Origin of the sequence: Nocardia sp. NPDC058244, from assembly GCF_042882065.1 — a bacterium.
Lineage (GTDB): Bacteria > Actinomycetota > Actinomycetes > Mycobacteriales > Mycobacteriaceae > Nocardia.
This window is the reverse complement of the sequence record NZ_JBHVWX010000004.1, coordinates 373,771-400,703: the sequence shown is the minus strand read 5'-3', so window position 1 is coordinate 400,703 and position 26,933 is coordinate 373,771. Positions and strand designations below refer to the sequence as shown.

Genomic DNA, 26,933 nt, shown 5'->3' with positions numbered 1-26,933 from the left:
ATGATTCGAATCGACGAGAGTTCTACTTCGAGGGGGGATTTCATCCTATGACTATGGCTCCAGACCGCGTGCGTGTCCGTTTCCCGGAGATCAGTACCCGCACGTGGGAGCATCCGGCCGACCGCACCGCCCTGGTCGCGCTGCGTGCTCTGAGCGGCTTCGACACCGTGCTGAAGGCACTGTCGAGCCTGCTGCGCGAGCGCCAGCACCGGCTGCTGTACCTGGCGACGGCCGTCCGGGTCGACGACCGTCAGTTCCGCACCCTGCACCAGTTGCGGGCGGATTGCGTCGGCGTGCTCGACGCCGAGTCGACGCCGGAGATGTACGTCCTGCAGGACCCGACGGTGAACGCCTTCACGATCGGGATGGACCGGCCGTTCATCGTGCTGACCACCGGCCTGCTCGACCTGATGGACACCGAAGAACTGCGCTTCGTCATCGGGCACGAGCTCGGGCACGCGCTGTCCGGGCACGCGGTGTACCGCACGATGCTCATGCACCTGCTGCGGCTGTCCGCCTCGATCGGCTGGATGCCGGGCGGCGGATGGGCACTGCGGGCGATCGTGGCCGCGCTGATGGAGTGGAGCCGCAAGTCGGAGCTGTCCGGCGACCGCGCCGGGCTGCTGTGCTGCCAGGACGTGGAGGCGTCGGTGCGGGTGCACATGAAGACCGCGGGCGGCACCTGGCTGTCCGAGATGAACCACGGCGCGTTCCTCGACCAGGCCGACGACTACCTGCGCTCGGGCGACCTGCGCGACGGCGTGCTCAAGCTGCTGAACCTGGAGCTGCGCTCGCACCCGTTCTCGGTGCTGCGCGCGGCCGAGCTGCGCCGCTGGATCCAGTCCGGCGACTACGACCGGGTGCTCGGCGGCACCTACCCGCGGCGCGCGCACGACCGCAACGCCAAGATCGGCGACGAGGTGAAGGAGGCCGCCCGCAGCTACCGGGAGTCCTTCGACCAGTCCGACGACCTGCTGGTGCGCACGGTGCGCGACCTGGGCCGCGATGTCGGGGCCGCGGTGAGCACCGTCGGCCAGGAGGTCGGCCGGACCGTGTCCGATCTGGGCAAGCGCTTCGACGACTGGCGCCGGAACTGACGCGTCAGCGGGTGAAGAACCACGCGATGACGACGAGCACGAGCAGGGCAACCAGCGCGAGCTGAACGCGAGAACGAGGCATCAGCGGGCACCGCTGCCGACGGTCGGGCGCGCCGGCGCGGCGGCGGTGACCGGCACCGCTGTCGCGGCGACCGGCGGCTCGGTGCGGTCGCCACGGCCGAGCAGGCGGAAGATCGCGCGCAGGGCGCGGTCGAGCACGAAGGCGATGGCGAAGCTGATCGGCACCATGCCGACCAGCACGACCAGGAACTGGGGGATGAAGGGCAGCCCGGCTACCCAGAGTTCGAAGCCGTCCCACCAACCCGCGATGCTTTGCACGCCGACCAGCCTAGACGGTCACCGTGAACGGGCGAATTCCGTCGCTGTGAGCGGCACGTCAGCACCGAGCGGTGGACGAGCGCGGTGCCGCGCCCTGATGATGGGGTATGGAGTCTCCCAGTGCTGACAGCCTGCCGATTCTGAGCCCGGTCTCCTCCAGCGGCAGCCGCGGCGCCTTCCCGCCGATCGACGACTACGCGTTCCTGTCCGATTGCGAGACCAGCTGCCTGATCGCCAACAGCGGGTCGGTCGAGTGGTTGTGCGTGCCGCGTCCCGACTCCCCCAGCGTCTTCGGCGCCATGCTCGACCGCAGCGCCGGGCACTTCCGGATCGGCCCGTACGGCAAGAACGTGCCTGCGGAACGGCGCTACCTGCCGGGCGGGATGATCCTGGAGACCACCTGGCAGACCGAGACCGGCTGGCTGATCGTGCGCGACGCGCTGGTGCTCGGGCCGTGGCACAACAACATCCAGCGGTCCAAGACCCATCGCCGCACCCCGATGGACTGGGACGCCGAACACACCCTGCTGCGCACGGTCAAGTGCGTGAGCGGCACGGTCGAGCTGGAGATGAGCTGCCAGCCCTCGTTCGACTACCACCAGGGCGGCGCGAAGTGGGAGTACACCGGCAAGGTCTACGAACAGGCGACGGCCCGGCCCTTCCTCGATCCCGATGCCGGGCCCGCGCTGGTGCTCACCACCGATCTGCGCCTCGGACTCGAGGGCAGGGAGGCCCGCGCCCGCACCCGGATGTCCGAGGGCGACGAGGTGTTCGTCGCCCTCACCTGGTCGGAGCTGCCCGCGCCCGCCACCTTCGCCGAGGCCGCGCAGAAGATGTGGGCGACCGCCGAATGCTGGCGGCGCTGGATCACCCTCGGCGATTTCCCCGACCATCCGTGGCGCGGCTACCTGCAGCGCAGCGCCCTCACCCTGAAGGGCCTCACCTACGCGCCGACCGGCGCCCTGCTCGCCGCCGCCACCACGTCCCTCCCGGAAACCCCTGGTGGACAACGCAACTGGGACTACCGCTACACCTGGGTGCGCGACGCCAGCTTCGCCCTGTGGGGTCTGTACACCCTGGGCCTGGACCGGGAGGCCAACGATTTCTTCGCCTTCCTCAACGACGTCACCACCGGCGACAACGGCGACGCGCTCCCACTGCAGGTGCTCTACGGCATCGGCGGCGAGCGCCGCATCACCGAGTACGAGCTGCCCGATCTGTCCGGCTACGACGGCGCCAGACCGGTCCGCATCGGCAACGCCGCCTACGACCAGGACCAGCACGACATCTGGGGCACCATGCTCGACGCGGTGTACCTGCACGTGAAATCGCGTGGGCAGGTGCCGGAATCGCTGTGGCCGCTGCTGGAGCGCACCGTGCACGCGGCCATCGCCAACTGGCGCAAACCCGATCGCGGGATCTGGGAGGTGCGCGGCGAACCGCAGCACTTCACCTCCTCGAAGGTGATGTGCTGGGTGGCGCTCGACCGCGGCGCCCGGCTGGCCCAGCTGCACGGCCAGCACGCCCGCGCGGCGGAGTGGTTCGACATCGCCGAGCAGATCAAGGCGGATGTGCTCGAGCACGGCGTGAACCACGAGGGCGTGTTCACCCAGACCTACGGCGGCGACACCCTCGACGCCTCACTGCTGCTGGTGGTGCTGACCCGCTTCCTGCCGCCCGACGACCACCGCGTGCGCGCCACCGTGCTGTCGATCGCGACCCGGCTCACCGTCAACGGCCTGGTGCTGCGCTACCGCACCGACACCACCGACGACGGTCTCGACGGCGAGGAGGGCACCTTCACCATCTGCTCGTTCTGGCTGGTCTCGGCGCTGGTGGAGATCGGTGAGCTGGAACGGGCCACCCACCTGTGCGAGCGGCTGCTCGGACTGGCCAGTCCGCTGCGCCTCTACGCCGAGGAGATCGACTCACGCACCGGGCGGCACCTGGGCAACTTCCCGCAGGCGTTCACCCACCTGGCGCTGATCAACGCGGTCACCCACGTCATCCGGGCCGAGGATTCGCGCAACGCGGGCCAGTTCCAGCCGGCGCACACGCCGTCGCACCGGTCCTAGCCGTCAGTACGCGAGCCGGTCGGCGCGTTCGCGCAGGCCGGCCACGGTGCGCAGGCCCGCGTCGATCTCGGTGATCCGCAGCTCGCGATGGTCGCCGTAGCGCAGGCCGGTCTCCTCGGCCGCGCGCAGCGCCTCGTCGGCGGTGCGGCCCACCTCGGCGGCGATCTCGGTGTAGTGGTCGCGCAGCACCCGCTGCAGCGTGCGCAGGCGGTTGCGGGATTCCTTGCCCACCTGGAAGATCACGTCGTCGGCGAGCCGGGCGACCGCGACCTTGGCCTCGGCCTGCCTGCGCTGCTTGCGATTGCGGCGGTCGTCCCACAGCGCGTTCACGCCGAGCAGCACGCCTGCGCCCGCGGAGTACCAGTTGACCAGCGACATCCCGAGCAGGCTGGTGGCCAGACCGACCATCAGGATGCCACCGTAGGAGCCGCGCAGGGCCGACAGCGCCTGCTGTCCGACACTGGATTTCGCGCTCTCCAGCGTCTCCAGCGACTGCACCGGCTCGAGCACGTCGCCCGGATTGGTCAGGCGCAGTTCGGGCAGCGGCGGGGTGCGGTTGTCCGGCGGGAACTTCGCGGCGACCTGCTCGGCGAGCTCGACGGCGCGGTAGTGCGCCATCACGAAGTTCTCCTCGACGGCCTCGCAGATCCGCGCGTCCAGCTCGGTCGCGAACTCGGTCCACTTGCGGGCCGGATCGGTGCGCGAGATCTCCGCCTCGGCCTCGCGCACGAGGGTGCGTAGTCGATGCCGCAGATCGTGTTCGATATCGGCGCTCAGCTCGGAGCTGCCGTCGACGAGGGTGACCTGCCAGGTCGCGGTGCGCTGACGCAGCTGATCTGCCGCGGTCCTGGCGGCCGCCAGTCGCTGGGTGATCTCGGCCCGGCTGCGCGGGTCGCGCAGCGCGTCGGCCTCGGCGCGCAGGGTCAGGACGAGCTGATCGGTGACCAGCGCGATATCGCGCACGGCCGCCGCGACCGCGACCGAATCAGCCTGGGCGACAACGTAATCGCGCAGGTGATCGATGAGTTGCGGCACGCCCGACTCGATGTCGCGCTGCTGGTCGCCGTTCTCCTGCGCCTGCCGGTGCATCACCGCCGAGACGGGCGCGACCGCGAAGTTCAGGCCGGCCCCGTCGAGCAGCGCGCGGTTGCGGCGCTGGGTCAGCGACCAGTGCGGGTTGCGGTCGATCTTGGTGAGCACGCAGACCACCGACGGGCACACCTGCTCGACCCGGCGCAGGTAGTCCAGCTGCGCCTCGGTCAGCTCGGCGGCGGCGTCGGCGGCGTAGAGGACCACGTCGGCGGCGGCGATCATCGACCAGGCCGCGCTCTCGTGGGCGGCGGGGCCGGGCGCGTCCATCACGACCAGGCCGTCGGCCAGTAGCGGGCTCGGCTCGGCGAATTCGGCGCGCAGCACGCCGAGGGCGGTCAGCGCGGGTCCGGGGTTGAGCGGGTCGACCGACACGCGTTCGACGCGACCGCGCTGTGCCGACTTCACCAGTGTCGCGGCGGGGTTGGGCCCGTACTCGACGATCACCGGAACGCTCGGCTTGCCGTCGGTGGCGCTGACCGGCGTGCCGACCATGCTGTTGACCAGCGTGCTCATGCCCGCCTGTGGTTCACCGACCACAACCAGACGCACCCGGGGATCGCTGAGTCTGGCGCGCACCATGCCGAGTCTGGCGTCGAGGTCGTCACGACCGCCCGTGCGGACCAGTTCCCGCAGTTCGTCGACCAGGGAAACGACCGGAGCCATCACATCCGGATGCTTCACCGTCGCGGCCTGCAGTCCGGCAGCGGCTGACAACCTGTTCCTCACTCTCGTTGCATGAGTCCGTCCGAGACGCTGGGAGCAGACGTCGTCGTGTCAGACGACGAAGTCATACCCATGATGCTCGACGGGAAACGCGGCGGCCAGGTGATCTGCGCCGCCCACCCCGGAGTCGAACAGTCCGGCCGACACGCCATGGTAGCCGTCGTCGGTGTAGCTGATGTCGGCGGCGATCGGCTTGGTGTCGATGACCGGCGGTTTCACCGGGACCTGGGTCGGCTGCACGGTGACCACCGGCGGCGGGGTGACCACGGTCGGCGGATCGATGTCGACGGTCGGCTGCTTGGTCGGCATCGTCGGCTGGTGGGTCGGCGCGGTCGGCTGCTGGGTGGGCACGGTCGCCGTCGGGTGCGACCCGGTCGGGTCGGGGACGTCGACGGTCGGGGTGCTGGGCGCGGTCGAGGGCACCGTGGCGCCGCCCGTGGTGCCCGGCTTGGTGATGACGACGTCATCGTCCGGGACGGTCGGCTTGGTGGGGCCGGTCGCGCCGGTCGGCGGCACGGTGACCGGTGCCTTGGTGGGCTCCGGCAGCTGCGCGGTCGGCTTGGGCAGGTCCGGCAGCTTCACCGTGGTGGGGGTGTCGATGTCGACGGTCGGCTGCTTGGACGGCACGGTCACCGGGACGGTGGTCGGGGTGTGGCCGCCGGTGACGTCCGGCACGACCACCGGCTTGGTCGGCGTGGTCGGCGTGAACAGCGCGGGCACCGCGGCGGCGGGCGCGGTCAGCGGCGAGGTGGCGGCACCCGCCCCACCGAAGACGTTGGCGATCGGCGTCGACGCGGCATCGGGCTGGATGGTCGTCTGCAGCGGCGTGCTGACCACCGGATTGGTGGCCACCGGCGCGGGGGCTGCGGGCGCGACCGGCGCCGGGGCGGGCGCGATCGGCGCGGGCGCCACGGGAGCCGGAGCGGGGGTCTGCGCGAGTGGCGCGGCGGGCGCGGGGGCTGGTGCCGGAGCGGCGGCCGCGGGCCCGGTGGTGCCGGGCAGGCCGACACCGGAGGACGACGATCCCGGCAGGCTCGGCCCGGTCGGCGAGGTCAGGCTGCCGCCGGTGCCACCGGCGGTCGTGTCGCCGGGCACCTTGATGCCGTCACCGAGCCACTTGCCGTAGTCGTCGAGCTGATCGCCGACCTGGCCGACCTGGGCGGTGACCTTCATCTGCGAGGTGAACCACACGCCGTCCAGGCCCGCGTGCGCGTCGATCTGCCATTCGGTGTTCACCATCGCGCCGAAGCCGTCGAACATGTCACCGATGCCGTCGAACAGTCCGTCGCCGGGCTGGCCCGCACCTGGCGTGCTCGCACCGGGCAGACCGCCGGGCGAACCGGGCAGGCCGATGCCGTCGTAGCCGGGAATGCCGAGTCCGTGGCCGGGCAGGCCGTCGAACCCGGGGAGGCCGATCCCCTGACCGGGCAGGCCGAAGGCGGGCGTCTCCGGGAGGCCGAACGGGTTGTCGGTGTCGGCGCCGCCGAGTCCGAGGCCGGGCCCGGCGGGCGTCTGCGCGTAGCCCGGGATGCCGTAGCCGGTGGAGTGGCTGCTGTCGGCGCCGGGGATCCGCAGCTCCCGCTCGTCGTCGGAGCCGGGAATCTGTGGGCGCCACTCGGATTCGGTGGCGCGCGCGACCATGGTGACGTCGGCCGGAGCGGGCGCGTGCGGGGCGAACGGCGCGTGCGGCGCCTGATGCGGCGCGGGCACGTCCGACAGATCGGGGAAGGTCACGACCGGGCTCGGCGCGTCCGGGCTCGGGTCGGAGTGGTACTGCGAGGACCACCCGGCGACCCGGCTGTCGGCGTTGCTGGTGCCCGGCGTCGTGTCGGGGCCGGTGCCGTTCGCGGCGACCAGGGCACCACCGGTGACGTACGCGCCGGCGCGCGCTACCCGCGCGACACCGTTGGCGACCCGGTAGGCCGTGTCGGTCCCCTCCGCGCGCGCAGCATCGTCATCGAAAGGCAGATCACGCGTCATCAATGCTCCAACACTCGCATCACTGTCGGCCCCCCACCACGAACGAGGCGAAGTGAAGATCATCCAACACTACTACCGGAGGCCGAACTGTCGTTTCGTCCAGAACGGTTGGTACCACCTTATGGCGAGCAACAGATTTCGGCGACCCGGTGGAATCAGGGGGTTCACGATCCCAAGAGAACTCTAACGATTGCTCAACGGACCCTGAAGATCGGCTGCTTAGCGTCGGTTTCGCCGGTCGAGCCGATCGGCGAAACCCGTTCGGAGGAGTCCCGCCCATGACCGTATTCACCGCCCGCCGCCGGGCCCGTGCCGCCGCCCTTGTCGGCGGCTTCGCGCTGCTGACCGGCACGATCGCCGGTGTCGCCGGCGCCGCGACCGCCGATCCCGCCGTGACCAGGGAGATCGGGCCCGAACGAACGCTGATCATCTGTTCGCCGGACGCGCCGGGCACGCCCGCCCTGCCCCTGCCGCCGGAAGGCGCGCGCGTACACATCGAGCGCTTCGACGGCGAGCCGGCACGCGCGCTGCCGGTGCTGCCCGCGCTGCCGGGCGAACCGGCCGTCGACGCACCGAACTGCCAGGACGTCGACCCGGGCGACGCGCCGGGCGGGGTCATCGTGGTCCGCCCGCCGCACGTGCGCTGACCAGGGCAAACAGTGGATCGCACTAGGGTGAGCGGGATGACCGGACAGCAGATCTTGGTCGTCGACGACGAGCTCAGGGTGCTGGCGTCGCTGCGGCGCGGCCTCGAGCTCTCGGGCTTCGACGTCGTCACGGCCGGTGACGGCGCCGCGGCGCTCGCCCTGGTGCGTTCCGCCACCCCCGACGCCATGGTGCTCGATGTGAACATGCCCGAGCTCGACGGCGTCGGCGTGGTGACCGCCCTGCGCGCGATGGGCAACGACATCCCCATCTGCGTGCTCAGCGCCCGCAGCGCCGTGAGCGACCGGATCGCGGCCCTCGAACGCGGCGCCGACGACTACCTCACCAAACCGTTCGACCTCGGCGAGCTGATCGCCCGGCTGCGTGCCCTGCTGCGCCGCAGCGCGGCAACCGCTGCGCCGCAGGGCAAGACGGTGCGGGTGGGGCAGGTGGAGATCGATCCGGCCGGGCACCGGGTGCACGCGGGCGGACGACAGGTCGACCTCACCAAACGCGAGTTCGAGCTGCTGGCCATGCTCGCCGAGAACGCCGGCATCGTGCTCGGCCGCGAGCAGATCCTGTCCGCCGTCTGGGGGTACGACTTCGCCACCGACACCAATGTGGTCGACGTGTTCGTCTCGTATCTGCGGCGCAAGCTCGAGGCCGACGGCGTCGACCGGGTCGTACACACGGTGCGCGGCGTCGGATTCGTTCTGCGGGAGCGCCCGTGAGGACCGGGTCGTGGTCCCTGCGGACCCGGGTGGCCCTGGTATCGGCCGTGGTCGCCGCGCTGGTGGCGATCACCCTCGGACTCACCTACGCGGCGCTGCTGAAGGTGGCGGGCACCCGGCAGCTCGATCAGACGGTGTCGACGATGAATGTCCAAGTGGTGCAGCGCATCGACGGCGTACCGGCACTGCCGATCCCGCTCCCGGCCGAGACGATGCCGTTCCCCGATGCTCCCGAACCACCGACGGTGGTGGCGCCGGGCAGCCCGTCCGACACCGCGCTGGCCAAGGTCAAGGGCGCGCCCGGCCTGCTGGTCCGGCTCGATCCCGACCGGGAGCTGGTCGACGCCGCGATCACCCGCAGCCAGCTGATCGGCCTCGGCATCGGGGTCGGCGGGGTGCTGGTGGCGGCCGGATTGGGTTGGGTGCTGGCCGGTTTCGCCGCGCGCCCGCTGCGCAGGCTGGCCACCGCGACCCACGAGATCGACACCCTCGACGAGCTGCCGCCGCTGTCCGGCCGCGGCGCCAGGGAGGCCGAGGAACTCTCCGACGCCATCACCCGGATGCTGGCGCGCCTGGAGACCGCGCACGGCGAGACCAGGCAGGCGCTGGCAGGCGCCCGCGATTTCGCCGCGGTCTGCGCGCACGAACTGCGCACCCCACTCACCGCGATGCGCACCGATCTCCAGGTCCTGGCCGGGGACGACCTCCCGGCCGAGCAGCGCGGCGCGGTCCTGGCCGACGTGCTGGCCGCCGAACGCCAGATCGAGCGCACCCTCACCGATCTGGAGCGCCTCGCCGTCGGCGAGCTCACCGACGCGGGCGCCTTCGAACCGTTCGACCTGTGCGAGACCCTCGATCGCGCGGTGCAGAACGCCCGGCGCGCGCAGCCCGGGGTCGACATCACGCTGACCGCGTGCGACCCGGTCCCGATGACCGGTCTGCCCGGCGGGATCCTGTTGATCGTCACCAATGCCGTCACCAACGCGGTCCTGCACGGACACGCCACCGAGATCGCGGTCGCGGCCCGTGCGAGCGCGGACGGGATCGAGATCACCGTCGACGACAACGGCACCGGGATCCCGGAACACCTGTCCCCCACCGCCTTCGACCGCTTCGCCAAACGACCGGGCTCCCCCGGTTCCGGCCTGGGCCTGGCCCTGGTCCGTCAGCAGGCCGAATTACACGGCGGCACCGCCGAACTCGCCGAAAGCCCGCTCGGCGGGACGCGCCTGCTGGTGCGCGTCACCGCCGAGCCGGGGTGAGGTGGGTGACTACTTGCCCTCGAAGGCGCTCACCCGGATGCCGAGCTGATGTTCGACCAGGACCTACAGGTTCACTCGTCGCGGTGGAACGACGCGGCCAACAGTGATCCGTCCCGCACCGTCAAAGGTTCGCCGTTGCGCCGGATTTCGGGAGCGCCGTCACTGGTGTCGACCGAGCAGTCGTGCGGCAGCGCAAGGTAGCCGACGATGGAGGGATTGATCACGGCGAGCTCGTAGAGCGTGGCGGATCGCATGGTGCTGTCATCGTGCTCGTGGGCCGGGCCGGAGCAGCCGACAAACCAGCCCGAAAAGTCATCGTAGTGTTCGTTGTGCGGGTACCGGTACATCACCGCGCCGCCGGAGTCGGCGAATGCATCGCAGGTCACGGCACGGTGGGTGTAGTGCGGGAAATCCAGCTCGTCACCCAGCCCCACGCTCTCGGCGACTTCGCGCTGATACCACAACTGGACCACCGCCTTCGACGCCCCGGCTGCCAGGATCGGCGGAACGTTCTCGAAATCCGGCTCGCACAGCCCCAGCGTGCCATCGGCATTTTCGATGACGTAACAGTTCAGCCAGCCGATCGTCACGGTCTGTGCGGGAGTGAAGCGGCTGCCCGCCCGAATCGAGTCCTCCAACCACGACACCAGCCAGTCGATGCCCAGCTCCGTCACGGTGTCGTACTCGTACTCGAGGGTGAACTCGGCCTGCCCCGCGACCCCCGCCGCCGTCCTACGCTGCTCCATGGGGCTCAGCTTTCCAGCCCCCGCCCACATTCACCACACGTGGTCTGTACCAACGTCTCCGAGGTCGCAGAACTCGCCGAAAGCCCGCTCGGCGGGACGCGCCTGCTGGTGCGCGTCACCGCCGAGCCGGGGTGAGAACGGTTCTACTTGCCCTTGGGCTTGTCCGACGCCGCGTCCGAGGACAGCGCGGCCACGAAGGCCTCCTGCGGCACGTCGACCCGGCCGATGGTCTTCATGCGCTTCTTGCCCTCCTTCTGCTTCTCGAGCAGCTTGCGCTTACGGCTGATGTCGCCGCCGTAGCACTTGGCGAGCACGTCCTTGCGGATCGCCCTGATGTTCTCGCGCGCGATGATCTTCGAGCCGATCGCGGCCTGGATCGGCACCTCGAACTGCTGACGCGGGATGAGTTCGCGCAGCTTGGTGGTCATCTTGTTGCCGTAGGCCTGGGCGGCGTCCTTGTGCACGATGGCACTGAACGCGTCGACCGCCTCGCCCTGGAGCAGGATGTCGACCTTGACCAGCGCGGACGACTGCTCGCCCGCCTCTTCGTAATCGAGCGACGCGTACCCGCGGGTGCGCGACTTGAGCGAGTCGAAGAAGTCGAAGATGATCTCGGCCATCGGCAGCGTGTAGCGCATCTCCACGCGCGTCTCCGACAGGTAGTCCATGCCGAGCAGCTCGCCGCGGCGGCTCTGGCACAGCTCCATGATGGTGCCGACGAACTCGCTCGGCGCGATCACGGTGCACTTGGTCACCGGCTCGAAGGTCTGGCGCACCTTGCCCTCGGGCCAGTACGAGGGGTTGGTGACGATGTGCTCGGTGCCGTCTTCCATGACGACCCGGTAGATCACGTTGGGCGCGGTGGAGATCAGGTCGAGGCCGAACTCGCGCTGCAGCCGCTCGCGGGTGATCTCCATGTGCAGCAGACCGAGGAAGCCGCAGCGGAAGCCGAAGCCCAGCGCCACCGAGGTCTCCGGCACGTAGGTCAGCGCCGCGTCGTTGAGCTGCAGCTTGTCCAGCGCGTCGCGCAGATCCGGGTAGTCGGAGCCGTCGACCGGGTACAGGCCCGAGTAGACCATCGGGCGCGGTTCCTGGTAGCCCGCGAGCGCCGAGGTGGCGCCGTCGCGCGCGGAGGTGACGGTGTCACCGACCTTGGACTGGCGCACGTCCTTCACGCCGGTGATCAGGTATCCCACCTCGCCGACGCCGAGGCCCTGGGTGGGCTTCGGTTCGGGCGAGACGATGCCGATCTCGAGCAGCTCGTGCTGCGCGCCGGTGGACATCATCTTGATCTTCTGGCGCGGGGTCAGCTTGCCGTCGACCACACGCACGTAGGTGACCACGCCGCGGTAGGTGTCGTAGACCGAGTCGAAGATCAGCGCGCGGGCCGGGGCGTCGGCGTCGCCGACCGGCGGCGGGACCTCGGCGATCACCTTGTTCAGCAGCGCGTCGACGCCGACACCGGTCTTGCCCGAGACGCGCAGCACCTCGTCGGGCTCACAGCCGACGATGTGCGCGATCTCGGCGGCGTAGCGGTCCGGGTCGGCGGCGGGCAGGTCGATCTTGTTGAGCACCGGGATGATCACCAGATCGCGTTCCATCGCCAGGTACAGGTTCGCCAGCGTCTGCGCCTCGATCCCCTGTGCCGCGTCGACCAGCAGGATCGCGCCCTCACAGGCCTCGAGCGCGCGCGACACCTCGTAGGTGAAGTCGACGTGGCCCGGGGTGTCGATCATGTGCAGGACGTAGTCCTCGCCGTCGACGTTCCACGGCAGCCGGACGTTCTGCGCCTTGATCGTGATGCCGCGCTCGCGCTCGATGTCCATCCGGTCCAGGTACTGAGCGCGCATGGCCCGCTCTTCGACCACACCGGTCAGCTGCAGCATCCGATCGGCCAGGGTCGACTTGCCGTGGTCGATGTGCGCGATGATGCAGAAGTTCCGGATCCGGGACGGATCGGTGAACGTCGTATCGGCAAAACTGGAAGCCACTCCACTCCTCGAGGGGTATCGGCGAACTGCGTCTATCGTCCCATGCGACGAATCGCCCCCTTGTCACCGGTGCGCTCCAAGCGCGAGCGACCGTTATATTTCAGGGATGGCCAGCAGTTGGAACACTCTCGGTAAGCAACTCGGCGTCATCGCCAAGGAGCAGGGACCGAAGATCGTGCGCAAGCAGGGTCCACGGCTGCTCGAGAAGCTGGTGGGGGCACTGGCGGCCAAGCCGGAGCCCGCCGTCGCGGTGCGCCCGACCGCGTCGACGCCGGTGCCCACCGCGCACCGCGCCCGGCAGATCGTCTACTGCCCGCAGCTCGACGGGCGCGCCGACCCGGGCGAGATCGTGTGGACCTGGGTGCCCTACGAGGAGGACCCCACCAACGGCAAGGACCGGCCGGTGCTGGTCGTCGGGCGCGATCGCAAGACCCTGCTCGGGCTGATGCTGTCGTCCAAAGCCGAACGCGCGCACGACCGCAACTGGGTCGGCATCGGCTCCGGCCCGTGGGACCACGACGGGCGACCCAGCTGGGTGCGGCTGGACCGGGTGCTCGACGTGCCCGAGGACGGCATCCGGCGCGAGGGCGCGATCGTCGAGCGCAAGACCTTCGACCTGGTCGCGCACCGGCTCGTCGCCGAGTACAGCTGGAGCTGACCGACCTAGGTCAGCACGTCCCTGGACCGGCCGAAGATCAGGCCGTACACCAGCGCGCCCAGCGCGCCACCGGCCAGCGGGAACAGCACGAACACCCAGACCTGCGCCATCGCACCGTCCTGATACGGCGCCACGCCCAGGCTGCGGGCCGGATTCACCGAGGTGTTGTCGATCGGCAGCGAGACCAGGTAGATCACCGTCAGCGTGACACCGATCGACAGCCCCGCCAGCGGCACATCGGAGATCTGGTCCGTGGAGGCCAGCACCACGAACACCAGCAGCGCGGTCAGCATCACCTCGATGATGATGGTCGCGGCCAGGCCGTACCCGTTCTGGACGACGACCTCACCCAGCGGCCCGCGGATCGCCGACGGACTGTGCGCGCCCCAGCCGTTGGCGCCGAGCCCGTCGACCGCGCGGTCGTAGGACGGCAGGTTCTTGGCCAGCGCGAACAGCACGAGCCCGGCCAGGAAGGCACCGACGAGCTGCGCGATCACATAGCCCGCCGCGCCGACCGCCGAGATCCGGCCGAGCAGCAGCTGGCCGAGGGTGACCGCCGGATTGACGTGGCAGCCCGAGATCGGCCCGATCGCGTAGACGAGGAACATCAGCGTCAGGCCGAAGGCGAAGGCCACCCCGAGCGACCCGACCCGATCACCCGCCAGCACCAGCGTGCCGACGCCACAGATCACCAGGATGAAAGTGCCGAGCCCTTCGGCGACCCATTTCTTCGGCTCGGGTACGACCTCGGACTCGACGAGTTCCTGTGCAGTGGGCATCGGCCACCACCTCTCCGGGAGGATTCATCCCCGCGGCGAGCGGGGTCCGCACGAGCGAGGTGGACATTACGCCAGGCGGGTGACCTCCACAACGACCTCGAGGTCGGTCGAGCCGCCGCCGGAGAAAACACCTTTCAGCGGTGGCACATCCGCGTAGTCGCGGCCGACACCGACCGAGACGTGCTGCTCGTTGACCGCCAGATTGTTGGTCGGGTCATAGCCCCACCACTGCCCCGTCCAGGCCTCCACCCAGGCATGCGACTGACCCGCCACGGTCTCACCGATCTCGGCGCTCGGCTTCGGATGCAGATACCCGGAGACGTAGCGGCTGGGAATTCCCATGCTGCGCAACAACACCAGGGTCAGGTGCGCGTAGTCCTGGCACACCCCGCGCCGCTCGGCGAACGCCTGCAACGCCGAGGTGTGCACCGAGGTCGTGCCCGCGATGTAGTCCATCTCCTTGTGCACCCACTCGGCCGCGCGCACCACCGCTTTGGCCGGCTCCTCGCCCCGGGACAGCTGCCTGGCCACCGTCGCCAGCTTGCGATCGCGCGGCACATAGGCGGTGGGACTGAGCATTTCGTCGAACCGGTCGACGATCCGGCCGCCGCGCAGGTCGTCCCAGCTCAGCTCCTCGGTCGGCTCCGCGAACGGCTCGGTCTCCACCACCGAGGACCCGGTCACCTCGAGTTCGGTGTGCGGCGCGTGCAGGTCGAAGGCGGTGACCGCGGTGCCCCAGTAGTCGGTGTAGCGATACGACCTGGTGGCGGGCACGGTCTCGACGCGATTGAGGATCACGTTCTGCCTGCTGTCGGCGCGCGGCGTCAGCCTGGCCTCGTTGAACGACCGCGTCACGGGCGCGTCGTAGACATATCCGGTGGTGTGCACCACCCTGATCCGCCAGCTCACAATTCTCCTTCCACCTGCACGCGGCCGTCGGAACTGCTGCGCACATCGGTCCACGCCACCCAGGGGGCGGCGTGGAAGTACTGGCGTGACACGGCCTCGCTGACCTCCCGGCACGACTTCTGCAGCGCGAGCAGCCTGCTCTGCAAGTCCTCCAGCAGCACACCGGGCGGCAGGAATTCGAGCTCGCTGCGCGCGCGGCCCAGCACCCGCTGGGCCTCGTGCCGCGCGCCGACGCGGCTGCCCGGCCGCTGGTCGAGCTCGGTCAGGCAGGCCTCGGCGACGCGCAGCGTGTGGAACACCGAGCGCGGGAACAGCCGGTCGATCAGGATGAACTCCGCGACCCTGGCGGCGTCGAGCGCGCCGCGGTGGGTGCGCAGGTAGGTGTCGTGGGCGCCCGCCGAGCGCAGCACCGTCACCCAGGCGGGCGAGGACGTGCGGTCGCCGGCGCGCGAGAGCAGCAGGCGCACCATCATGTCCACGCGTTCGATGGAGCGGCCCAGCAGCAGGAACCGGTAGCCGTCGTCGCGTGAGAGGGTCGAGTCGGTCAGCCCGGTGAACATCGCCGCGCGGTCCTTGATGTAGGAGAAGAACTCGTGCGGGCCGAGGCCGCGCGCCGCCTTCTCCGCCGTCGCCAGCCCGTTGTAGGTGGCGTTGAGGCACTCCCACATCTCGCTGGAGGTGACTTCGCGTGCGCCACGGGCGTTCTCGCGGGCCTTGCCGATGGAGTCGCTGATCGAGACCCCGTGGTCGTGGCTGAACGCGACGAGGTCGGTCACCGACCACACGTCCAGGTGCAGTCCCTCCGGCGGTTCGATCCCCAGCACCTTGAGCAGGACCCGGGAGGTGCGGTCGGCGTCGACGGTGGCGTCCTCGAGCAGCTGGTGCACGGCGACGTCGAGAATGCGCGCGGTGTCGTCGGCGCGCTCGACGTATCGGCCGATCCAGTAGAGGGATTCGGCGTTGCGAGCAAGCATGTGTGTCAGTCCCCGATCAGCCGCTGCGTCTGTTGTTGTTGCTGCTGTTGCTGATTGGCCTGCGGCGCGCTGAGCTCGCGGCCGATCTCGAACGAATCGGCCTGCGGCGGATCGCTCACCAGTTCCGGACCGGCCAGTTCCCGGTCGACCGGACCGGAGCGCCCGGCCAGCACCCAGGTGTCCTTGCTGCCGCCGCCCTGGCTGGAGTTCACCACCAGCGAGCCCTCCGGCAGCGCGACCCTGGTCAGCCCGCCGGGCAGCACCCAGATGTCCTCGCCGTCGTTGACCGCGAACGGGCGCAGGTCGACGTGCCGGGGCGCGAGATCGTTGCCGATCTTGGTGGGCACGGTCGACAGCTGCACCACCGGCTGGGCGATCCAGCCACGCGGATCGGCCTTGACCTTGCGCCGGATCGCCTCCAGCTCGCGCGGTGTCGCGTCCGGCCCGATGACGATCCCGTAGCCGCCGGACCCCTCGACCGGCTTCACCACCAGTTCGCCCACCCGGTCGAGCACCTGCTCGCGTTCGTCGTCGAGCCAGCAGCGGAAGGTGTCGACGTTGGGCAGGATCGGCTTCTCGCCGAGGTAGTACTCGATGATCGTCGGCACGTAGGTGTAGATGAGTTTGTCGTCGCCGACGCCGTTGCCGACCGCGCTGGAGATCACCACATTGCCCGCGCGGGCCGCGTTGAGGACGCCGGCGACGCCGAGCACCGAGTCCGGGCGGAAGTGCATGGGGTCGAGGAAGGTGTCGTCGATGCGCCGGTAGATGACGTCGACCTGGCGCTCGCCCGCCGTGGTGCGCATGTAGACGACATTGTCGCGGCAGAACAGGTCGCGCCCCTCGACCAGCTCGACGCCCATCTGCCTGGCCAGCAGCGAATGCTCGAAGTAGGCGGAGTTGTGCACCCCCGGGGTGAGCACGACCACGGTCGGGTCGGCCTCGTTGGGCGCCGCGGAGGCCCGCAGCGCCCGGAGTAGGTGGGCGGGATAGTCGCCGACCGCCCGCACCCGGTGCGAGGAGAACAGGTCGGGGAAGACCCGGGCCATGGTGCGCCGGTTCTCCATCACATAGGAGACGCCCGACGGCGAGCGCAGGTTGTCCTCGAGCACCCGGAAGTCGCCGCGTTCGTCGCGCACCAGGTCGATGCCGGAGACGTGGATGCGCACCCCGTTGGGCGGCACCAGCCCGGCGGCCTCGCGGTGGAAGTGCTCGCACGAGGTGACCAGCCGCTTGGGGATCACCTGATCGCGCAGGATGTTCTGCTCGCCGTAGACGTCGGCCAGGAACAGCTCCAGCGCGGTGACCCGCTGCTTGATGCCGCGTTCGAGCTTGGCCCATTCCGCGGCCGCGATCACCCGCGGCACCAGATCCAGCGGGAACGGGCGTTCCTGCCCCGACAGGGAGAAGGTGATGCCCTGGTCGATGAACGCCCGGTCCAGCGCGTCGGAGCGTTTGGCCAGGTCGTCGACGTCGTTGGCGGCCATCGCGGCGTGGATACCCTTGTACGGCGCCCGGACTCGTCCCGCCGCGTCGAACATCTCGTCGAAGGCGTCGGCGAAGCGGCCGGGGCCGTACCCCTCGAACAAACCGGCGTGCGTGTTCACCGGATGCCCGTTCGTTCTCACCAACGCCGGTGATGCAGATCGAGCCGTACTCGGCGCTGTGGTGGAGGTCATGAGAAAAACTGTGCATCACCCGGCAGCGGGGTCGTGTGAGACACAGGTAAATTTCTTGCATCACCTGAAACGGGTGAAAATCGGCGGGGCCCGCGGCGGGCGTTCGGAGCCCGATTTCGCCGGGCGGTGCCGAGCTGGTAACCTCGATCTTCGGCGCGGTGTTACCCGTAGTTCAGCACCATCTGCTGCATCGTGGGCGCGCGCCCGACGAGCTTTCGAGACATACCACCCAGCGACAGGAAACCAGAGGATACAGGCGTGGCCAACATCAAGTCCCAGATGAAGCGGATCCGTACCAACGAGGCGGCGCGCAAGCGCAACCAGTCGGTCAAGTCCGCGCTGCGCACCGCGATCCGCAACTTCCGTGAAGCTGCCGCGACCGGTGACAAGGAAAAGGCTGCCGAGCAGCTGCAGTTCGCGAGCCGCAAGCTCGACAAGGCCGCGTCCAAGGGCGTCATCCACGCCAACCAGGCGGCCAACAAGAAGTCCGCGCTCGCGCTGGCTCTGAACAAGATCTGATCGGAGCGGGGGCTCCCCGCTCAGCAATACTTCGCAAGACGCAGCCGCCGTGGCCTCGATGACCACGGCGGCTTTTGTCGTCGGCTACCATTCCGCGCATGCTGACGGTGTACGCGAATCAGACGGTGGTACGAGGCGACGACCTGGCCGAGGTGATCCGCGCCGCGGAGATCCTCGGGCTCGGTCTCAAGATCGAGAACGTGATGGTCCCGGACGAGGACGGCGGCTTCGCGGCCGCGTGGATCGTCACCAGGGAGGACGAGGTCCCGCTGTACGAGGAGTGGGACGGTCGCTACGAGGATCTCGAGGACGACGAGGAACTCGCCGTCGTCGGCGACTGATCAGTTCACACAGGGGACCTGCCCCGAGGTGATGTCGCTGCGGACCGGTGTGCCCGCGTCGGGGGTCTCCGACACCGAGGTGGTCGCGCTGGTCCGCCAGGCGCCCGTCGTCGTCTCGTACGGCCACGCGGCGGGCGGTTCGGTCCGCGCCGTGGTGCGCCGGGTGGTCGTGCTGGCGGGGACCGGCATCCCGAACGCGGCCGCGATCTCGCGGCGGATCGCCGAGCGGTCCACGATGTTCACGTCCTGCCCGTTGATCACGTCGTAGCGCAGGATCGGCAGGGTCCGGAATTCGACCTGCGGGTCCTTCGCGGAGCCGAGCGTGCGCACGAATTCGGTCATGTTCCAGCCGTCCGACAGGACGATATTGCGATGCGCCACCTCCATCAGCGCCGACAGTTTGCCGGGGTCGGTCAGGGTGCCCGCGCTACGCAGCTGCCTGGCCACCGAGGTGAGGAACGCCTGCTGCCGGTGGGTGCGGTCCAGATCACCGTTCTCCAGTCCGTGCCGCTGCCGCACGAAGGCCAGCGCCTGGGCCGGGTCGAGATGCTGGCGGCCCGCCGGGAAGTCCGCGCCGGAGAACTCGAGGTCCTGCACCGGATGGTTCAGGCACACCTCCACCCCGCCCAGCGTGGCCGCGAGATCGTAGAAGCCGGCGAGGGTGATCTCGGCGAACCGGTCGATCGGCACCCCGGTCAGATCGCGGACCGCCCGGACGATCGAGGCGCGCCCCGCCTCCCGGCCCGCCTGCTCGAGCTTGCGCTGATCGGTGACCCCGCGCGCGATCAGCTGATCCTGCACCGCGGCCTTCTTCAGCCCGTACGCCTCCTTGATCTTGGCGTGGGTGTGACCGGGAATACCGCTGACCGGCACGTAGTCGTCGCGCGGAATCGAGACCGCGACGATCTTGTCCATCGCGGCCGGAATATGCACCAGGATCAGCGTATTGGCGTTGTAGCCGCCCTCGTCGCCGTCTCCCGCGTGCAACTGGTCCAGGATTTCCGGCGGCAGCTCGTTCCCGTTCTGATCGCGGCGGGTATCGAGCCCGATCAGCAGGATGTTCAGATCCCCGCCGAGCGAATGGGGCGCGTCGTCCTCGATGGCGTGCGAGCGCAGGAACCCGGCGTCGAAACTGCCCGCCGTCGACCACCCGTACGCGGTGACGGCGACCACCAGGGCCGACATCCCGGCGGCGAACCCCTTCCCGAAGGCCCTGGCCAACCGGCCCGCCGAGGCACGAGCGCGGCCCCTGCTCCCGCGCTCCCCGGTCAGGCTGACGGTCGGGTCGTCCATGTCATGATCAACTGTGCCAGCCGCACGGCCGCACCGACATCGCGATTCGGTCCCGATTCCAGCGTGTCCCGGCGTGTCCGCTCAGCGAGTGGACCGGGGCGGTTCGGCCCTCAGCCCGCGGCGCGGAGATCGAGGATGCGGGAGAGGGCGTGTTCCACGGCGTAGGTGGCGTCGGCGGCGCCACCCTTCACGTCGGCGTTGAGGGCGGCGACCACGTGGAGCGCGGTGCCGATGGTGGCCGGGGTCCAGCCACGGGCCTGGGCCTGGGCCTTCTTGACCTTCCAGGGCGGCATGCCGAGCTGCTGGGCCAGTTTGAACGGGTCACCCCGGCCCGCGGAACCGACGCGGGCGATGGTGTGCACGGAGTCGGCGAGGGCGTCGGCCAGCAGGACGTGCGGGACACCCCGGTCGGTGGCCCAGCGCAGGGCTTCCATCGCGGCCGGGCGGTCGCCCGCGACGGCGAGATCGGCCACGTCGAAGCCGCTGACCTCGGCGCGGCCCGAGTAGTAGCGGCGGACCGCGTTCACGTCGACCTTGCCGCCGGTGTCGGCGACCAGCTGCGAACTGGCGGCGGCCAGTTCCCGCAGTTCCGAGCCGACGGACTCGATCAGCACCCCGACCACATCGGGCGCCACCCGGACGCCGAGGGCACGGAACTCCGCCCGCACGAACTCCACCCGCTCGGTGGCCTTGGTGAGCTTGGCGCACTCGTGCACCACCGCGCCCTGCTTCTGCAGGGCGGGGGCCAGCGCCTTGGCCCGGCCACCGCCCGAATGCAGCACCATCAGCACGACACCCGCCGGCGGGTCGGCGGCCGCGTCGGTGATCACCGCCACCGCGTCCTTGCCCGCCTCCGCGGCCGATTCGAGCACGATCACCCGGTCCTCGGCGAACAGCGACGGGCTCAGCAGCTCGGCCAGTTCGGCGGTACTCGCGTCACCGGCGCGCAGCCGGTCGACGGGCACCGAGTCCGGGTCCGGCGCGCAGGCCCGCACCTGGCCGGTCACCTGCGCCACCGCGCGTTCGACCAGCAGCTCCTCGTCACCGAGAACCAGATGTACCGCGGCAGGGCGTTCGCTCACCAGGCGATCCTACGTTCGGGCACCGACAGCGGACCGGCCGCGGTCCTTCGTCGGTGCGCCGCTCCCCACGGGCCGGCGGTGGACGAGCCCGCCCCGGCCTGCCTGCACCGAAACCCCGGTGCCCGCGGTGTCGTCGACCGGCGCCCGAGGCCAGGTCGCCGCGCAGGCATCGTGGACCGTGGCGGTCGGCGCGGGCGCGAGCGCGTCGTCGGGACGTGGCGATTCTCGGGTCCGCGGCGGTACCCGACACGATCACGTCACCGTGGCGGTCGGTGCGGGCGACGGTCACGGCGAGCGTGTCCAGCGCGGCGATGATCGTGGCATGCGGGTGGCCGAAGGAGTTGTCCGTCCCGGCACTGATCAAGGCCAGGCGCGGGTGGACCGCGCGCAGGAATTCCGGTGTGGTGGTGCGGGATCCGTGATGGGGAACCTTGAGGATGTCGGCCCGGATGTCGTGGTCGCGCGACACTCGAGACTGAGCGGTGGCTTCGATATCGCCGGTGAACAGGATCGTGCCGACAGCGGTGCGCGCCCTCAGCACCAGGGAGCGATCGTTGGCGTCGTCCAGATCCAGTGACGAAGGCACATCCCGATCCGGCGCCAACACCGTCAATTCGACTGTCCCGAACGTCAGTACATGTCCCCGGTGCAGCTCCATCAGCGGGATCCGCGCGGACTCCGCGAGTTCGACGACTCGCTCGACGCCACCGGATTCGGTGCTGTGCGCAGACGAATGTCGCTGCGCCACAATGCCCGGTTCAGCGGTGAGACGAGGTGTAGTCGAGTGTTCGCCGTTCGGGTGGCGGCCGTCGGTGACGGGGCTCCCGTCGTTGGTGGAGGTGCCGGTACGGGTGGACGGCTCGCCACCACCGGTCGGCTCGCCACCACCAGTCGACCCGCCATCACCAGTCGACCCGCCACCAGCGGACGACCCGCCACCACCGGTCGGACCGTCACCGGAGGATGGCCCATCATCGCCGGAGCGCCCGCCACCGACGAAGGGCCCGCCACTGGAGGACTGCCCGCTCCCGATGGCAGGCCCAGCACCGACGGAGGAGCCGCCATCGACGGACCCCCCATCACCGCCGGAGGACCCGCTCCCCACGGAGGGCCCAGCACCAACTGACCGCCTGCCATCGGCGGAAGATCCACTGGCGGAGGAGCCATCACTGGTGACGTGCCCGTGGCTGGCGGAGCGGAGTTCGCCTGGTGCGGTTGCTATCGCGGCGATGGTGCGGCCACGGAGCACGCCGACCAGACCGTCGATGTGGTCGGCGTGGGGATGGGTGAGGATCAGGAGTGGGACATGGGTGATGTGCAGGCGGTCCAGGCAGCGGCGGATCGGGCGGGGGTCCGGTCCGGTATCGATCACGATCGCGGCGCCGGGCGCGACGGAGAGGGCGAGGCCGTCGCCTTGGCCTACATCGCACATCGCCAGCACCCAGCCCGCGGGTGGCCACCCTGGCTGCCAGAGGCGCACTGGGACAAGCACTACCGCGATGCCCAGGGTGCCGACAGCGAGCAGTCGGCGGGCCTTCGACCACCGCAGGGCGGCCACCAGGACGACAACGATCGCCGCCGCGACCAGTCCCCCGCTCATACCGGAGGGCACCGAGACCGTGGCACCGGGGACCGCGGCGACCCGGTCGGCCACCGTGAGCAGCCACCACATCGGCGGGCGCGCGCACCACAGCACCCACACCGCGGCATCACCCCACAGGCAGGCGAGGCCCGCGCCGACCGCACCGATCACGGTGATCACCCCGACCACCGGCGCGACCAACGCGTTCGCGACGATTGCGACCACGCTCACCCGCCCGGACAGCGCCACCATGAGCGGAAGGGTGACGACGAACGCACCCGCCGACACCGCGACGATCTCCGCGGGTGCGCGCCACCACCCCCGCGCCCGCAACCAGTCCGCCCAGGACGGCGCGAGCAGGATCAGACCGGCGGTGGCGAGCACCGACAGCCCGAACCCCGCGCTCACCGCCAACTGCGGTGCCACACCGAGCAATCCGATCACCGCGGCACCCAGCGCGGGCAACGCCTGCTTGCGCCGCCCGGTGAGCAACGCGAGCACCGTCACCGAACCCATCGCCGCCGCCCGCAGCACGCTCGGATCAGGCCGCGCGAGGACGACGAACATCACCACCGTCACCGCAGCGGCCACGGCACTCGTCCGCGGACCCGCGGTCAGCAATCTCGTCAACGCGAGCAGTGCGGTGAGCAGGATCGTGAAGTTCGCACCGCTGACCACACAAAGGTGTTGCAGACCTGCGATCTCGAAGGCATCCCTCACCTCCTCGGACAGCCCGGCCGTGTCGCCGACGACGAGCGCCGGTAGCAGTCCCGCCGCTGCGGGTGGCAACGCCCGCGCCGAAGCCGCCGCCAGATCCGCCCGCACGCCCGCTGCCATCCGCTGCCACCACGGAGGTATCCCGACCCGCTCCACCACGCCGACGGGGTGCAACGCCGCCACCGTCAGGTCCGACCGATTCGGCTCGGCGACCTTCGCCCGAAACCGAATGACCTGACCGGGCGTCAGTTCAGCCCACCCCTCCCCCGGCGCGAGGATCACCAGCGCCCCACCGACCCGGGTGAGTGTCGCGCCGACCAACCCACCGAGCCGGCTTGTCATCGCGCTCGCCGCCGGCCCGCCCACCGGCAGCCCACCCGCCGACGGCACATCTGCCAGCGGCACCTCCATCGGCAGCACGCCCGCCGACGACACACTCACCGGCGTCACCTCTACCGACTGCGCACTCGCCAGCGGCCTGCTGATCGTCGGCACACCCGCCGACGACACCCTTGGCAGCGGCACCTCCACCGGCAGGACGTCCACCATCGGCACACTGAACGACGAGAGGCCGGCCGACGGCACCCCCGCCGACGGCATCCTTGCCAGCGGTACCTCCACCGACGGCACACTCGCCAGCGACCTGCTGATCGTCGGCGCGCCCGACGACGACACCCTTGCCAGCGGCACCTCCACCGGCAGCACGTCCACCATCGGCACACCGGCCGACGGCACGCCCGCCGACAGCACATCCACCGACGGCACGCCGGCCGACGGCACATTCACCGGCGTCACCTCCACCGACGGCACACCCGCCGGCGGCCTGCTGATCGTCGGCACACTCCTCGGCGGCGCGTCGACAGGCGGCACACTCGCCGGCGTAATGCCGATCGCCGGCTCGTTCAACGGTGGCATGTTCACCGGCGGCACACTCGCCGACGGCACGCTCATCGCCGATGTGCTCGTGCCTCTGCTGAACTCGCGCAGTTCCGCGTGGACGATCCACCGCCGCTTTCCGCCGAATCCGCCCGCCCGCATCGGTTTCGGGTCGTCGGTGACCACGGCCAGCACTGTCACCGTGCGCCCGAACGATTCCCGCAGCGGGTGTGTCTGGACGTGGTGCGCGCGCCAGGCTCCCGCTGCGCCGAACCCGGCGGTCGCCAGCATCGTCGCCAATCCGGCGACTGCAACGACCCGCCATCGCTCACGCTTGTGCGCGATCGCCCACAGCAGTACCACCCACGAGCTGATCGCCATCACCACCGCGGCAACCGCCAGTACCAGCCCCGCGAACCATCCGAGGGACACCGCCACGATCGTCGCGGCCCAGCAGCCCAGTGCCGCCGGGACCAGGCGCATGTCCAGGACCTGGCGTTCGGTCTCCTCCGCGATCTCCTCCTGAGCCGCGGCACTCATTCCGAGTCCGGGTTCGACATCGGCGCGTCACGGCAGACCGCACTCCGCCCGAGCACCGACGACACCCCGAAGCACCCGAATTCCATACTGCTGTAAGAGTGTTCGACGCAATCCGCGAAGCACGTGGAGAACCCGCTCGCCGGCAGCGGGTCCGCCTCCGGCGTCGATACGTCCGCGCTGGCGCCGCCTGGGTCGGTCGGCTCGGTCACGTCGTCACCAGGTCGCGGAGGCGAGCCAGGCGGGCGGGGCCGATGCCGTCGACTTCGCCGAGTTGGGCGACGTCGGTGAATCGGCCGTTGGTGGTGCGCCACGCGAGAATTGCTTTGGCGGTGACCGGGCCGACTCCGGGGAGGGCGTCGAGTTCGGCTTCCGTCGCTGTGTTCAGGTTGACGCGCGTCTTCGCGTTCGGGGTGTCGGTGTTCGGGGGCGGTCCGCTCGTGGGGTGCTGCCCCGCGGCGGGTGCGCGGTCGGCGGCGCCGATCATGACGCTGCCGAGACGTGGCGGTCCCGCTTGGGGGCCGGTCGTGCCGACGACGACCTGGTCTCCGTCGGTGAGGCGCTGGGCCAGGTTCAGTCCCGCGAGGTCGGCGCCGTCGGTGGCACCACCCGCTCGCTCGATGGCGTCGGCGACGCGCGCGCCTCCCGGCAGATGGTGCAGCCCCGGCCGTTCGACCAGACCCACCACGCTGACAACGACTTCCGCGGTCGGGCTCGGCATGGCGCCGGCCACCGCGGCCAGGCCCGCGTTCGGTTCCGAGTGGGTGCCCGAGGGCTCCGCGCGGACGACGGGGACCGGCGGCAACGACTGCGACGTCGGCTGATCGCGGAGAACCAGCACACCGGTGCAGACGACGGCCGCCACCCCCACCAGGCCGAGAACCAGCGCACCGCGGCGGCCGGGGTCGACCCGCGCCTGGCGGAACCGGTCCGGAACGAGTCGGCGCAGTCGCCCGGAGTCGGCACCCTCGTCGAGCCAGCCCGGCGACCGCACCTCCCCGGTCGAGGGGAGTTCCTCCGCGTCCCACCGACCTTCGGTGCTGCGGCGTGGACGGGCCGGGTCCGGCTCCCCGCGCAGCGAGCCGGACCCTGGTTTGTCGCGCAACGCCAACCCACCCAGCCGTTGCCGTACCCGCTCGTGTTCGTCGTGTCGTGACATGTCGGCGACGCTACGAGGCGGCGACCGCGGGAACCCGGCGCCGACCTGGGCCTCGAGCGAACCTGTGGACAACCCTGAGCCTGTGGACAACTCCCGGTCACGCGGTCGTCGGGACCGGTCTCCGCGCTGCCCGAGCGAATACGGTGCGCCCATGGCCGAGACCACGTACGGATGGACCCATGGACCTCGCACAACGATTCCGCGACTTCGCCCACCGCGAGGTGAACGGCAACTCCCCGCTGTACCACCGGCGCGCGCTCGAGATCGCCGAGGACCCGGCGGTGCTGGCGCTGATCGCCGCGCTGCCGACCGGCAAACAGCAGCCCAACCTGGTGCTGGCGGCCGCGCGGGTCCACGGCGCGATCGCGGTGCCCTATCGCGATTTCCGCGAGCAGCTGATCGCGCACTGGCCGTCGATCGCGGCGACCGCGCTCGCCCGGCGCACCCAGACCAACGAGGCGGGCCGCGCGGCCACGCTGCTTCCGGTCCTCGCCCGCTTGCCCGGACCGTTGTCGCTGATCGAGGTCGGCGCGTCGGCGGGGCTCTGTCTCTACCCGGACCGCTACAGCTATCGCTACGGCGCGCTCGCCCTGGATCCGGCGGACGGTCCGTCCTCGGTGGTGCTGCGGTGCACCACCACCGGCGCCGTGCCGATTCCGCAGCGGCTACCCGAGGTCGTGCATCGCGCCGGAGTCGACCTGAACCCGCTCGATGCGGCGGACATTCGCGACCGGGAGTGGCTGGAAGCACTCGTCTGGCCGGGACAGGACGACCGGCTGTCCAGGCTGCGCAATGCGTGTGCGATCGCCGCCGCGAACCCACCGACACTGGTGACGGGCGACCTGAACGAGCGACTCGCCGAACTGGTCGACGCGGCACCCGGCGACAGCACCGTGGTCGTGTTCCACAGCGCGGTGCTCACCTACCTGCCGCCAGCGGCACGCGAGGGATTCATCGCCGCGGTCCGTATGCTGCCCTGCCACTGGGTGTCCCAGGAGGGCACCGGGGTGATCGCCGAGTTCACCGATCGTGTGCCCGTGCAGGATTCGGGACGGGCTCGGATGGTGCTCGCGGTCGACGGCGAGCCGGTCGCGTACGCCGGGCCGCACGGTCAGTCACTCGACTGGTTCGGCCCGGCGTAGCGGGA

Annotated in this window: 22 protein-coding genes; 9 read left to right on the top strand and 13 right to left on the bottom strand. The window is 70.4% G+C overall.

Annotated features, from left to right (window positions below; genetic code table 11):
• The first annotated feature begins 47 nt into the window (after positions 1 to 47).
• A complete protein-coding gene (locus ACFVW6_RS14960) occupies positions 48 to 1,097 on the top strand; it encodes a M48 family metallopeptidase (RefSeq protein ID WP_378827530.1) in 1,050 nt (349 codons plus the stop codon).
• A gap of 81 nt (positions 1,098 to 1,178) precedes the next feature.
• On the opposite strand, the gene ACFVW6_RS14955 is transcribed toward ACFVW6_RS14960, so the two are convergent.
• Positions 1,179 to 1,436, bottom strand: coding sequence for a hypothetical protein (locus tag ACFVW6_RS14955; RefSeq protein ID WP_378827532.1), 258 nt, complete (start codon positions 1,434 to 1,436; stop codon positions 1,179 to 1,181).
• A gap of 107 nt (positions 1,437 to 1,543) precedes the next feature.
• Here ACFVW6_RS14955 and ACFVW6_RS14950 point away from each other — a divergent pair, with 107 nt between their 5' ends.
• Positions 1,544 to 3,511: a glycoside hydrolase family 15 protein gene (locus ACFVW6_RS14950; RefSeq protein ID WP_378827535.1), complete on the top strand. Its 1,968-nt coding sequence runs from the start codon at positions 1,544 to 1,546 to the stop codon at positions 3,509 to 3,511.
• A 3-nt stretch (positions 3,512 to 3,514) separates the two neighbouring features.
• Here the strand turns inward: ACFVW6_RS14950 and ACFVW6_RS14945 are convergent, their stop codons facing one another.
• Positions 3,515 to 5,317 carry a hypothetical protein gene (locus ACFVW6_RS14945; protein ID WP_378827537.1) on the bottom strand — a complete coding sequence of 601 codons (1,803 nt, stop codon included), beginning with the start codon at positions 5,315 to 5,317 and terminating at the stop codon, positions 3,515 to 3,517.
• Between the two features lie 60 nt (positions 5,318 to 5,377).
• The gene (locus tag ACFVW6_RS14940) at positions 5,378 to 7,306 is read right to left on the bottom strand and encodes a hypothetical protein (RefSeq protein ID WP_378827539.1); all 1,929 of its coding nucleotides are present in this window, start codon (positions 7,304 to 7,306) and stop codon (positions 5,378 to 5,380) included.
• A 278-nt stretch (positions 7,307 to 7,584) separates the two neighbouring features.
• Here ACFVW6_RS14940 and ACFVW6_RS14935 point away from each other — a divergent pair, with 278 nt between their 5' ends.
• Genes ACFVW6_RS14935 through ACFVW6_RS14925 form a run of 3 tightly spaced genes read left to right on the top strand, consistent with a single transcriptional unit; the run spans position 7,585 to position 9,944 of the window.
• Complete coding sequence (locus ACFVW6_RS14935) at positions 7,585 to 7,953, top strand: hypothetical protein (RefSeq protein ID WP_378827541.1); 369 nt, start codon at positions 7,585 to 7,587, stop codon at positions 7,951 to 7,953.
• A gap of 36 nt (positions 7,954 to 7,989) precedes the next feature.
• Positions 7,990 to 8,682, top strand: a complete 693-nt coding sequence (locus ACFVW6_RS14930; RefSeq protein ID WP_365015754.1) for a response regulator transcription factor — start codon at positions 7,990 to 7,992, stop codon at positions 8,680 to 8,682.
• The gene (locus ACFVW6_RS14925; protein WP_355278625.1) at positions 8,679 to 9,944 is read left to right on the top strand and encodes a HAMP domain-containing sensor histidine kinase; all 1,266 of its coding nucleotides are present in this window, start codon (positions 8,679 to 8,681) and stop codon (positions 9,942 to 9,944) included. Before ACFVW6_RS14930 ends, ACFVW6_RS14925 begins: the two co-directional genes overlap by 4 nt.
• Before the next feature lie 71 nt (positions 9,945 to 10,015).
• On the opposite strand, the gene ACFVW6_RS14920 is transcribed toward ACFVW6_RS14925, so the two are convergent.
• Together ACFVW6_RS14920 and lepA are read right to left on the bottom strand one after the other, a co-directional pair.
• On the bottom strand, positions 10,016 to 10,690 hold the full coding sequence (locus ACFVW6_RS14920; RefSeq protein ID WP_378827544.1) for a hypothetical protein: 675 nt from the start codon (positions 10,688 to 10,690) through the stop codon (positions 10,016 to 10,018).
• A gap of 143 nt (positions 10,691 to 10,833) precedes the next feature.
• On the bottom strand, positions 10,834 to 12,681 hold the full coding sequence (lepA, locus tag ACFVW6_RS14915; protein ID WP_355278623.1) for a translation elongation factor 4: 1,848 nt from the start codon (positions 12,679 to 12,681) through the stop codon (positions 10,834 to 10,836).
• A gap of 106 nt (positions 12,682 to 12,787) precedes the next feature.
• Between lepA and ACFVW6_RS14910 the strand changes: the two genes are divergently transcribed.
• The gene (locus ACFVW6_RS14910) at positions 12,788 to 13,339 is read left to right on the top strand and encodes a type II toxin-antitoxin system PemK/MazF family toxin (protein ID WP_355278621.1); all 552 of its coding nucleotides are present in this window, start codon (positions 12,788 to 12,790) and stop codon (positions 13,337 to 13,339) included.
• Positions 13,340 to 13,344: 5 nt separating this feature from the next.
• Here ACFVW6_RS14910 and ACFVW6_RS14905 read toward each other — a convergent pair whose 3' ends face one another.
• The 4 genes from ACFVW6_RS14905 to ACFVW6_RS14890 all read right to left on the bottom strand — a co-directional run bounded on the left by ACFVW6_RS14905 (position 13,345) and on the right by ACFVW6_RS14890 (position 17,542).
• Complete coding sequence (locus ACFVW6_RS14905) at positions 13,345 to 14,118, bottom strand: aquaporin (RefSeq protein WP_378827550.1); 774 nt, start codon at positions 14,116 to 14,118, stop codon at positions 13,345 to 13,347.
• Between the two features lie 66 nt (positions 14,119 to 14,184).
• Positions 14,185 to 15,027 carry a transglutaminase family protein gene (locus tag ACFVW6_RS14900; protein WP_355278616.1) on the bottom strand — a complete coding sequence of 281 codons (843 nt, stop codon included), beginning with the start codon at positions 15,025 to 15,027 and terminating at the stop codon, positions 14,185 to 14,187.
• Complete coding sequence (locus ACFVW6_RS14895) at positions 15,024 to 16,001, bottom strand: alpha-E domain-containing protein (protein WP_355278613.1); 978 nt, start codon at positions 15,999 to 16,001, stop codon at positions 15,024 to 15,026. Before ACFVW6_RS14895 ends, ACFVW6_RS14900 begins: the two co-directional genes overlap by 4 nt.
• Before the next feature lie 5 nt (positions 16,002 to 16,006).
• Positions 16,007 to 17,542 (bottom strand): circularly permuted type 2 ATP-grasp protein, encoded by a 1,536-nt coding sequence (locus tag ACFVW6_RS14890; protein WP_355279251.1) that lies wholly within the window; start codon positions 17,540 to 17,542, stop codon positions 16,007 to 16,009.
• A 396-nt stretch (positions 17,543 to 17,938) separates the two neighbouring features.
• Between ACFVW6_RS14890 and rpsT the strand changes: the two genes are divergently transcribed.
• Both rpsT and ACFVW6_RS14880 read left to right on the top strand, forming a co-directional pair.
• Complete coding sequence (gene rpsT / locus ACFVW6_RS14885) at positions 17,939 to 18,199, top strand: 30S ribosomal protein S20 (protein WP_355278610.1); 261 nt, start codon at positions 17,939 to 17,941, stop codon at positions 18,197 to 18,199.
• 98 nt (positions 18,200 to 18,297) lie between these two features.
• A complete protein-coding gene (locus ACFVW6_RS14880) occupies positions 18,298 to 18,540 on the top strand; it encodes a hypothetical protein (protein ID WP_355278607.1) in 243 nt (80 codons plus the stop codon).
• Here the strand turns inward: ACFVW6_RS14880 and ACFVW6_RS14875 are convergent, their stop codons facing one another.
• From ACFVW6_RS14875 to ACFVW6_RS14860, 4 genes are all read right to left on the bottom strand, one after another.
• Positions 18,541 to 19,833: an LCP family protein gene (locus tag ACFVW6_RS14875; RefSeq protein WP_378827554.1), complete on the bottom strand. Its 1,293-nt coding sequence runs from the start codon at positions 19,831 to 19,833 to the stop codon at positions 18,541 to 18,543.
• Between the two features lie 110 nt (positions 19,834 to 19,943).
• Positions 19,944 to 20,915 carry a DNA polymerase III subunit delta gene (gene holA / locus ACFVW6_RS14870; protein WP_378827556.1) on the bottom strand — a complete coding sequence of 324 codons (972 nt, stop codon included), beginning with the start codon at positions 20,913 to 20,915 and terminating at the stop codon, positions 19,944 to 19,946.
• The gene (locus tag ACFVW6_RS14865; RefSeq protein ID WP_378827558.1) at positions 20,875 to 24,630 is read right to left on the bottom strand and encodes a ComEC/Rec2 family competence protein; all 3,756 of its coding nucleotides are present in this window, start codon (positions 24,628 to 24,630) and stop codon (positions 20,875 to 20,877) included. Before ACFVW6_RS14865 ends, holA begins: the two co-directional genes overlap by 41 nt.
• Before the next feature lie 205 nt (positions 24,631 to 24,835).
• Positions 24,836 to 25,786 carry a helix-hairpin-helix domain-containing protein gene (locus ACFVW6_RS14860; RefSeq protein WP_378827561.1) on the bottom strand — a complete coding sequence of 317 codons (951 nt, stop codon included), beginning with the start codon at positions 25,784 to 25,786 and terminating at the stop codon, positions 24,836 to 24,838.
• A 179-nt stretch (positions 25,787 to 25,965) separates the two neighbouring features.
• Here ACFVW6_RS14860 and ACFVW6_RS14855 point away from each other — a divergent pair, with 179 nt between their 5' ends.
• Positions 25,966 to 26,928: a DUF2332 domain-containing protein gene (locus tag ACFVW6_RS14855; protein WP_378827563.1), complete on the top strand. Its 963-nt coding sequence runs from the start codon at positions 25,966 to 25,968 to the stop codon at positions 26,926 to 26,928.
• Positions 26,929 to 26,933 lie beyond the last annotated feature (5 nt).

Excerpts from the sequence above, each read along its gene's own strand:
- ACFVW6_RS14940 (WP_378827539.1), bottom strand. The coding sequence starts at position 7,306 with ATGACGCGTGATCTGCCTTTCGATGACGATGCTGCGCGCGCGGAGGGG.
- ACFVW6_RS14855 (WP_378827563.1), top strand. The coding sequence starts at position 25,966 with ATGGACCTCGCACAACGATTCCGCGACTTCGCCCACCGCGAGGTGAAC.
- ACFVW6_RS14930 (WP_365015754.1), top strand. The coding sequence starts at position 7,990 with ATGACCGGACAGCAGATCTTGGTCGTCGACGACGAGCTCAGGGTGCTG.
- ACFVW6_RS14910 (WP_355278621.1), top strand. The coding sequence starts at position 12,788 with ATGGCCAGCAGTTGGAACACTCTCGGTAAGCAACTCGGCGTCATCGCC.
- ACFVW6_RS14865 (WP_378827558.1), bottom strand. The coding sequence starts at position 24,630 with ATGAGTGCCGCGGCTCAGGAGGAGATCGCGGAGGAGACCGAACGCCAG.
- ACFVW6_RS14950 (WP_378827535.1), top strand. The coding sequence starts at position 1,544 with ATGGAGTCTCCCAGTGCTGACAGCCTGCCGATTCTGAGCCCGGTCTCC.
- ACFVW6_RS14880 (WP_355278607.1), top strand. The coding sequence starts at position 18,298 with ATGCTGACGGTGTACGCGAATCAGACGGTGGTACGAGGCGACGACCTG.
- ACFVW6_RS14895 (WP_355278613.1), bottom strand. The coding sequence starts at position 16,001 with ATGCTTGCTCGCAACGCCGAATCCCTCTACTGGATCGGCCGATACGTC.
- ACFVW6_RS14935 (WP_378827541.1), top strand. The coding sequence starts at position 7,585 with ATGACCGTATTCACCGCCCGCCGCCGGGCCCGTGCCGCCGCCCTTGTC.
- ACFVW6_RS14890 (WP_355279251.1), bottom strand. The coding sequence starts at position 17,542 with ATGTTCGACGCGGCGGGACGAGTCCGGGCGCCGTACAAGGGTATCCAC.
- ACFVW6_RS14860 (WP_378827561.1), bottom strand. The coding sequence starts at position 25,786 with ATGTCACGACACGACGAACACGAGCGGGTACGGCAACGGCTGGGTGGG.
- ACFVW6_RS14960 (WP_378827530.1), top strand. The coding sequence starts at position 48 with ATGACTATGGCTCCAGACCGCGTGCGTGTCCGTTTCCCGGAGATCAGT.
- ACFVW6_RS14920 (WP_378827544.1), bottom strand. The coding sequence starts at position 10,690 with ATGGAGCAGCGTAGGACGGCGGCGGGGGTCGCGGGGCAGGCCGAGTTC.
- ACFVW6_RS14905 (WP_378827550.1), bottom strand. The coding sequence starts at position 14,118 with ATGCCCACTGCACAGGAACTCGTCGAGTCCGAGGTCGTACCCGAGCCG.
- ACFVW6_RS14875 (WP_378827554.1), bottom strand. The coding sequence starts at position 19,833 with ATGGACGACCCGACCGTCAGCCTGACCGGGGAGCGCGGGAGCAGGGGC.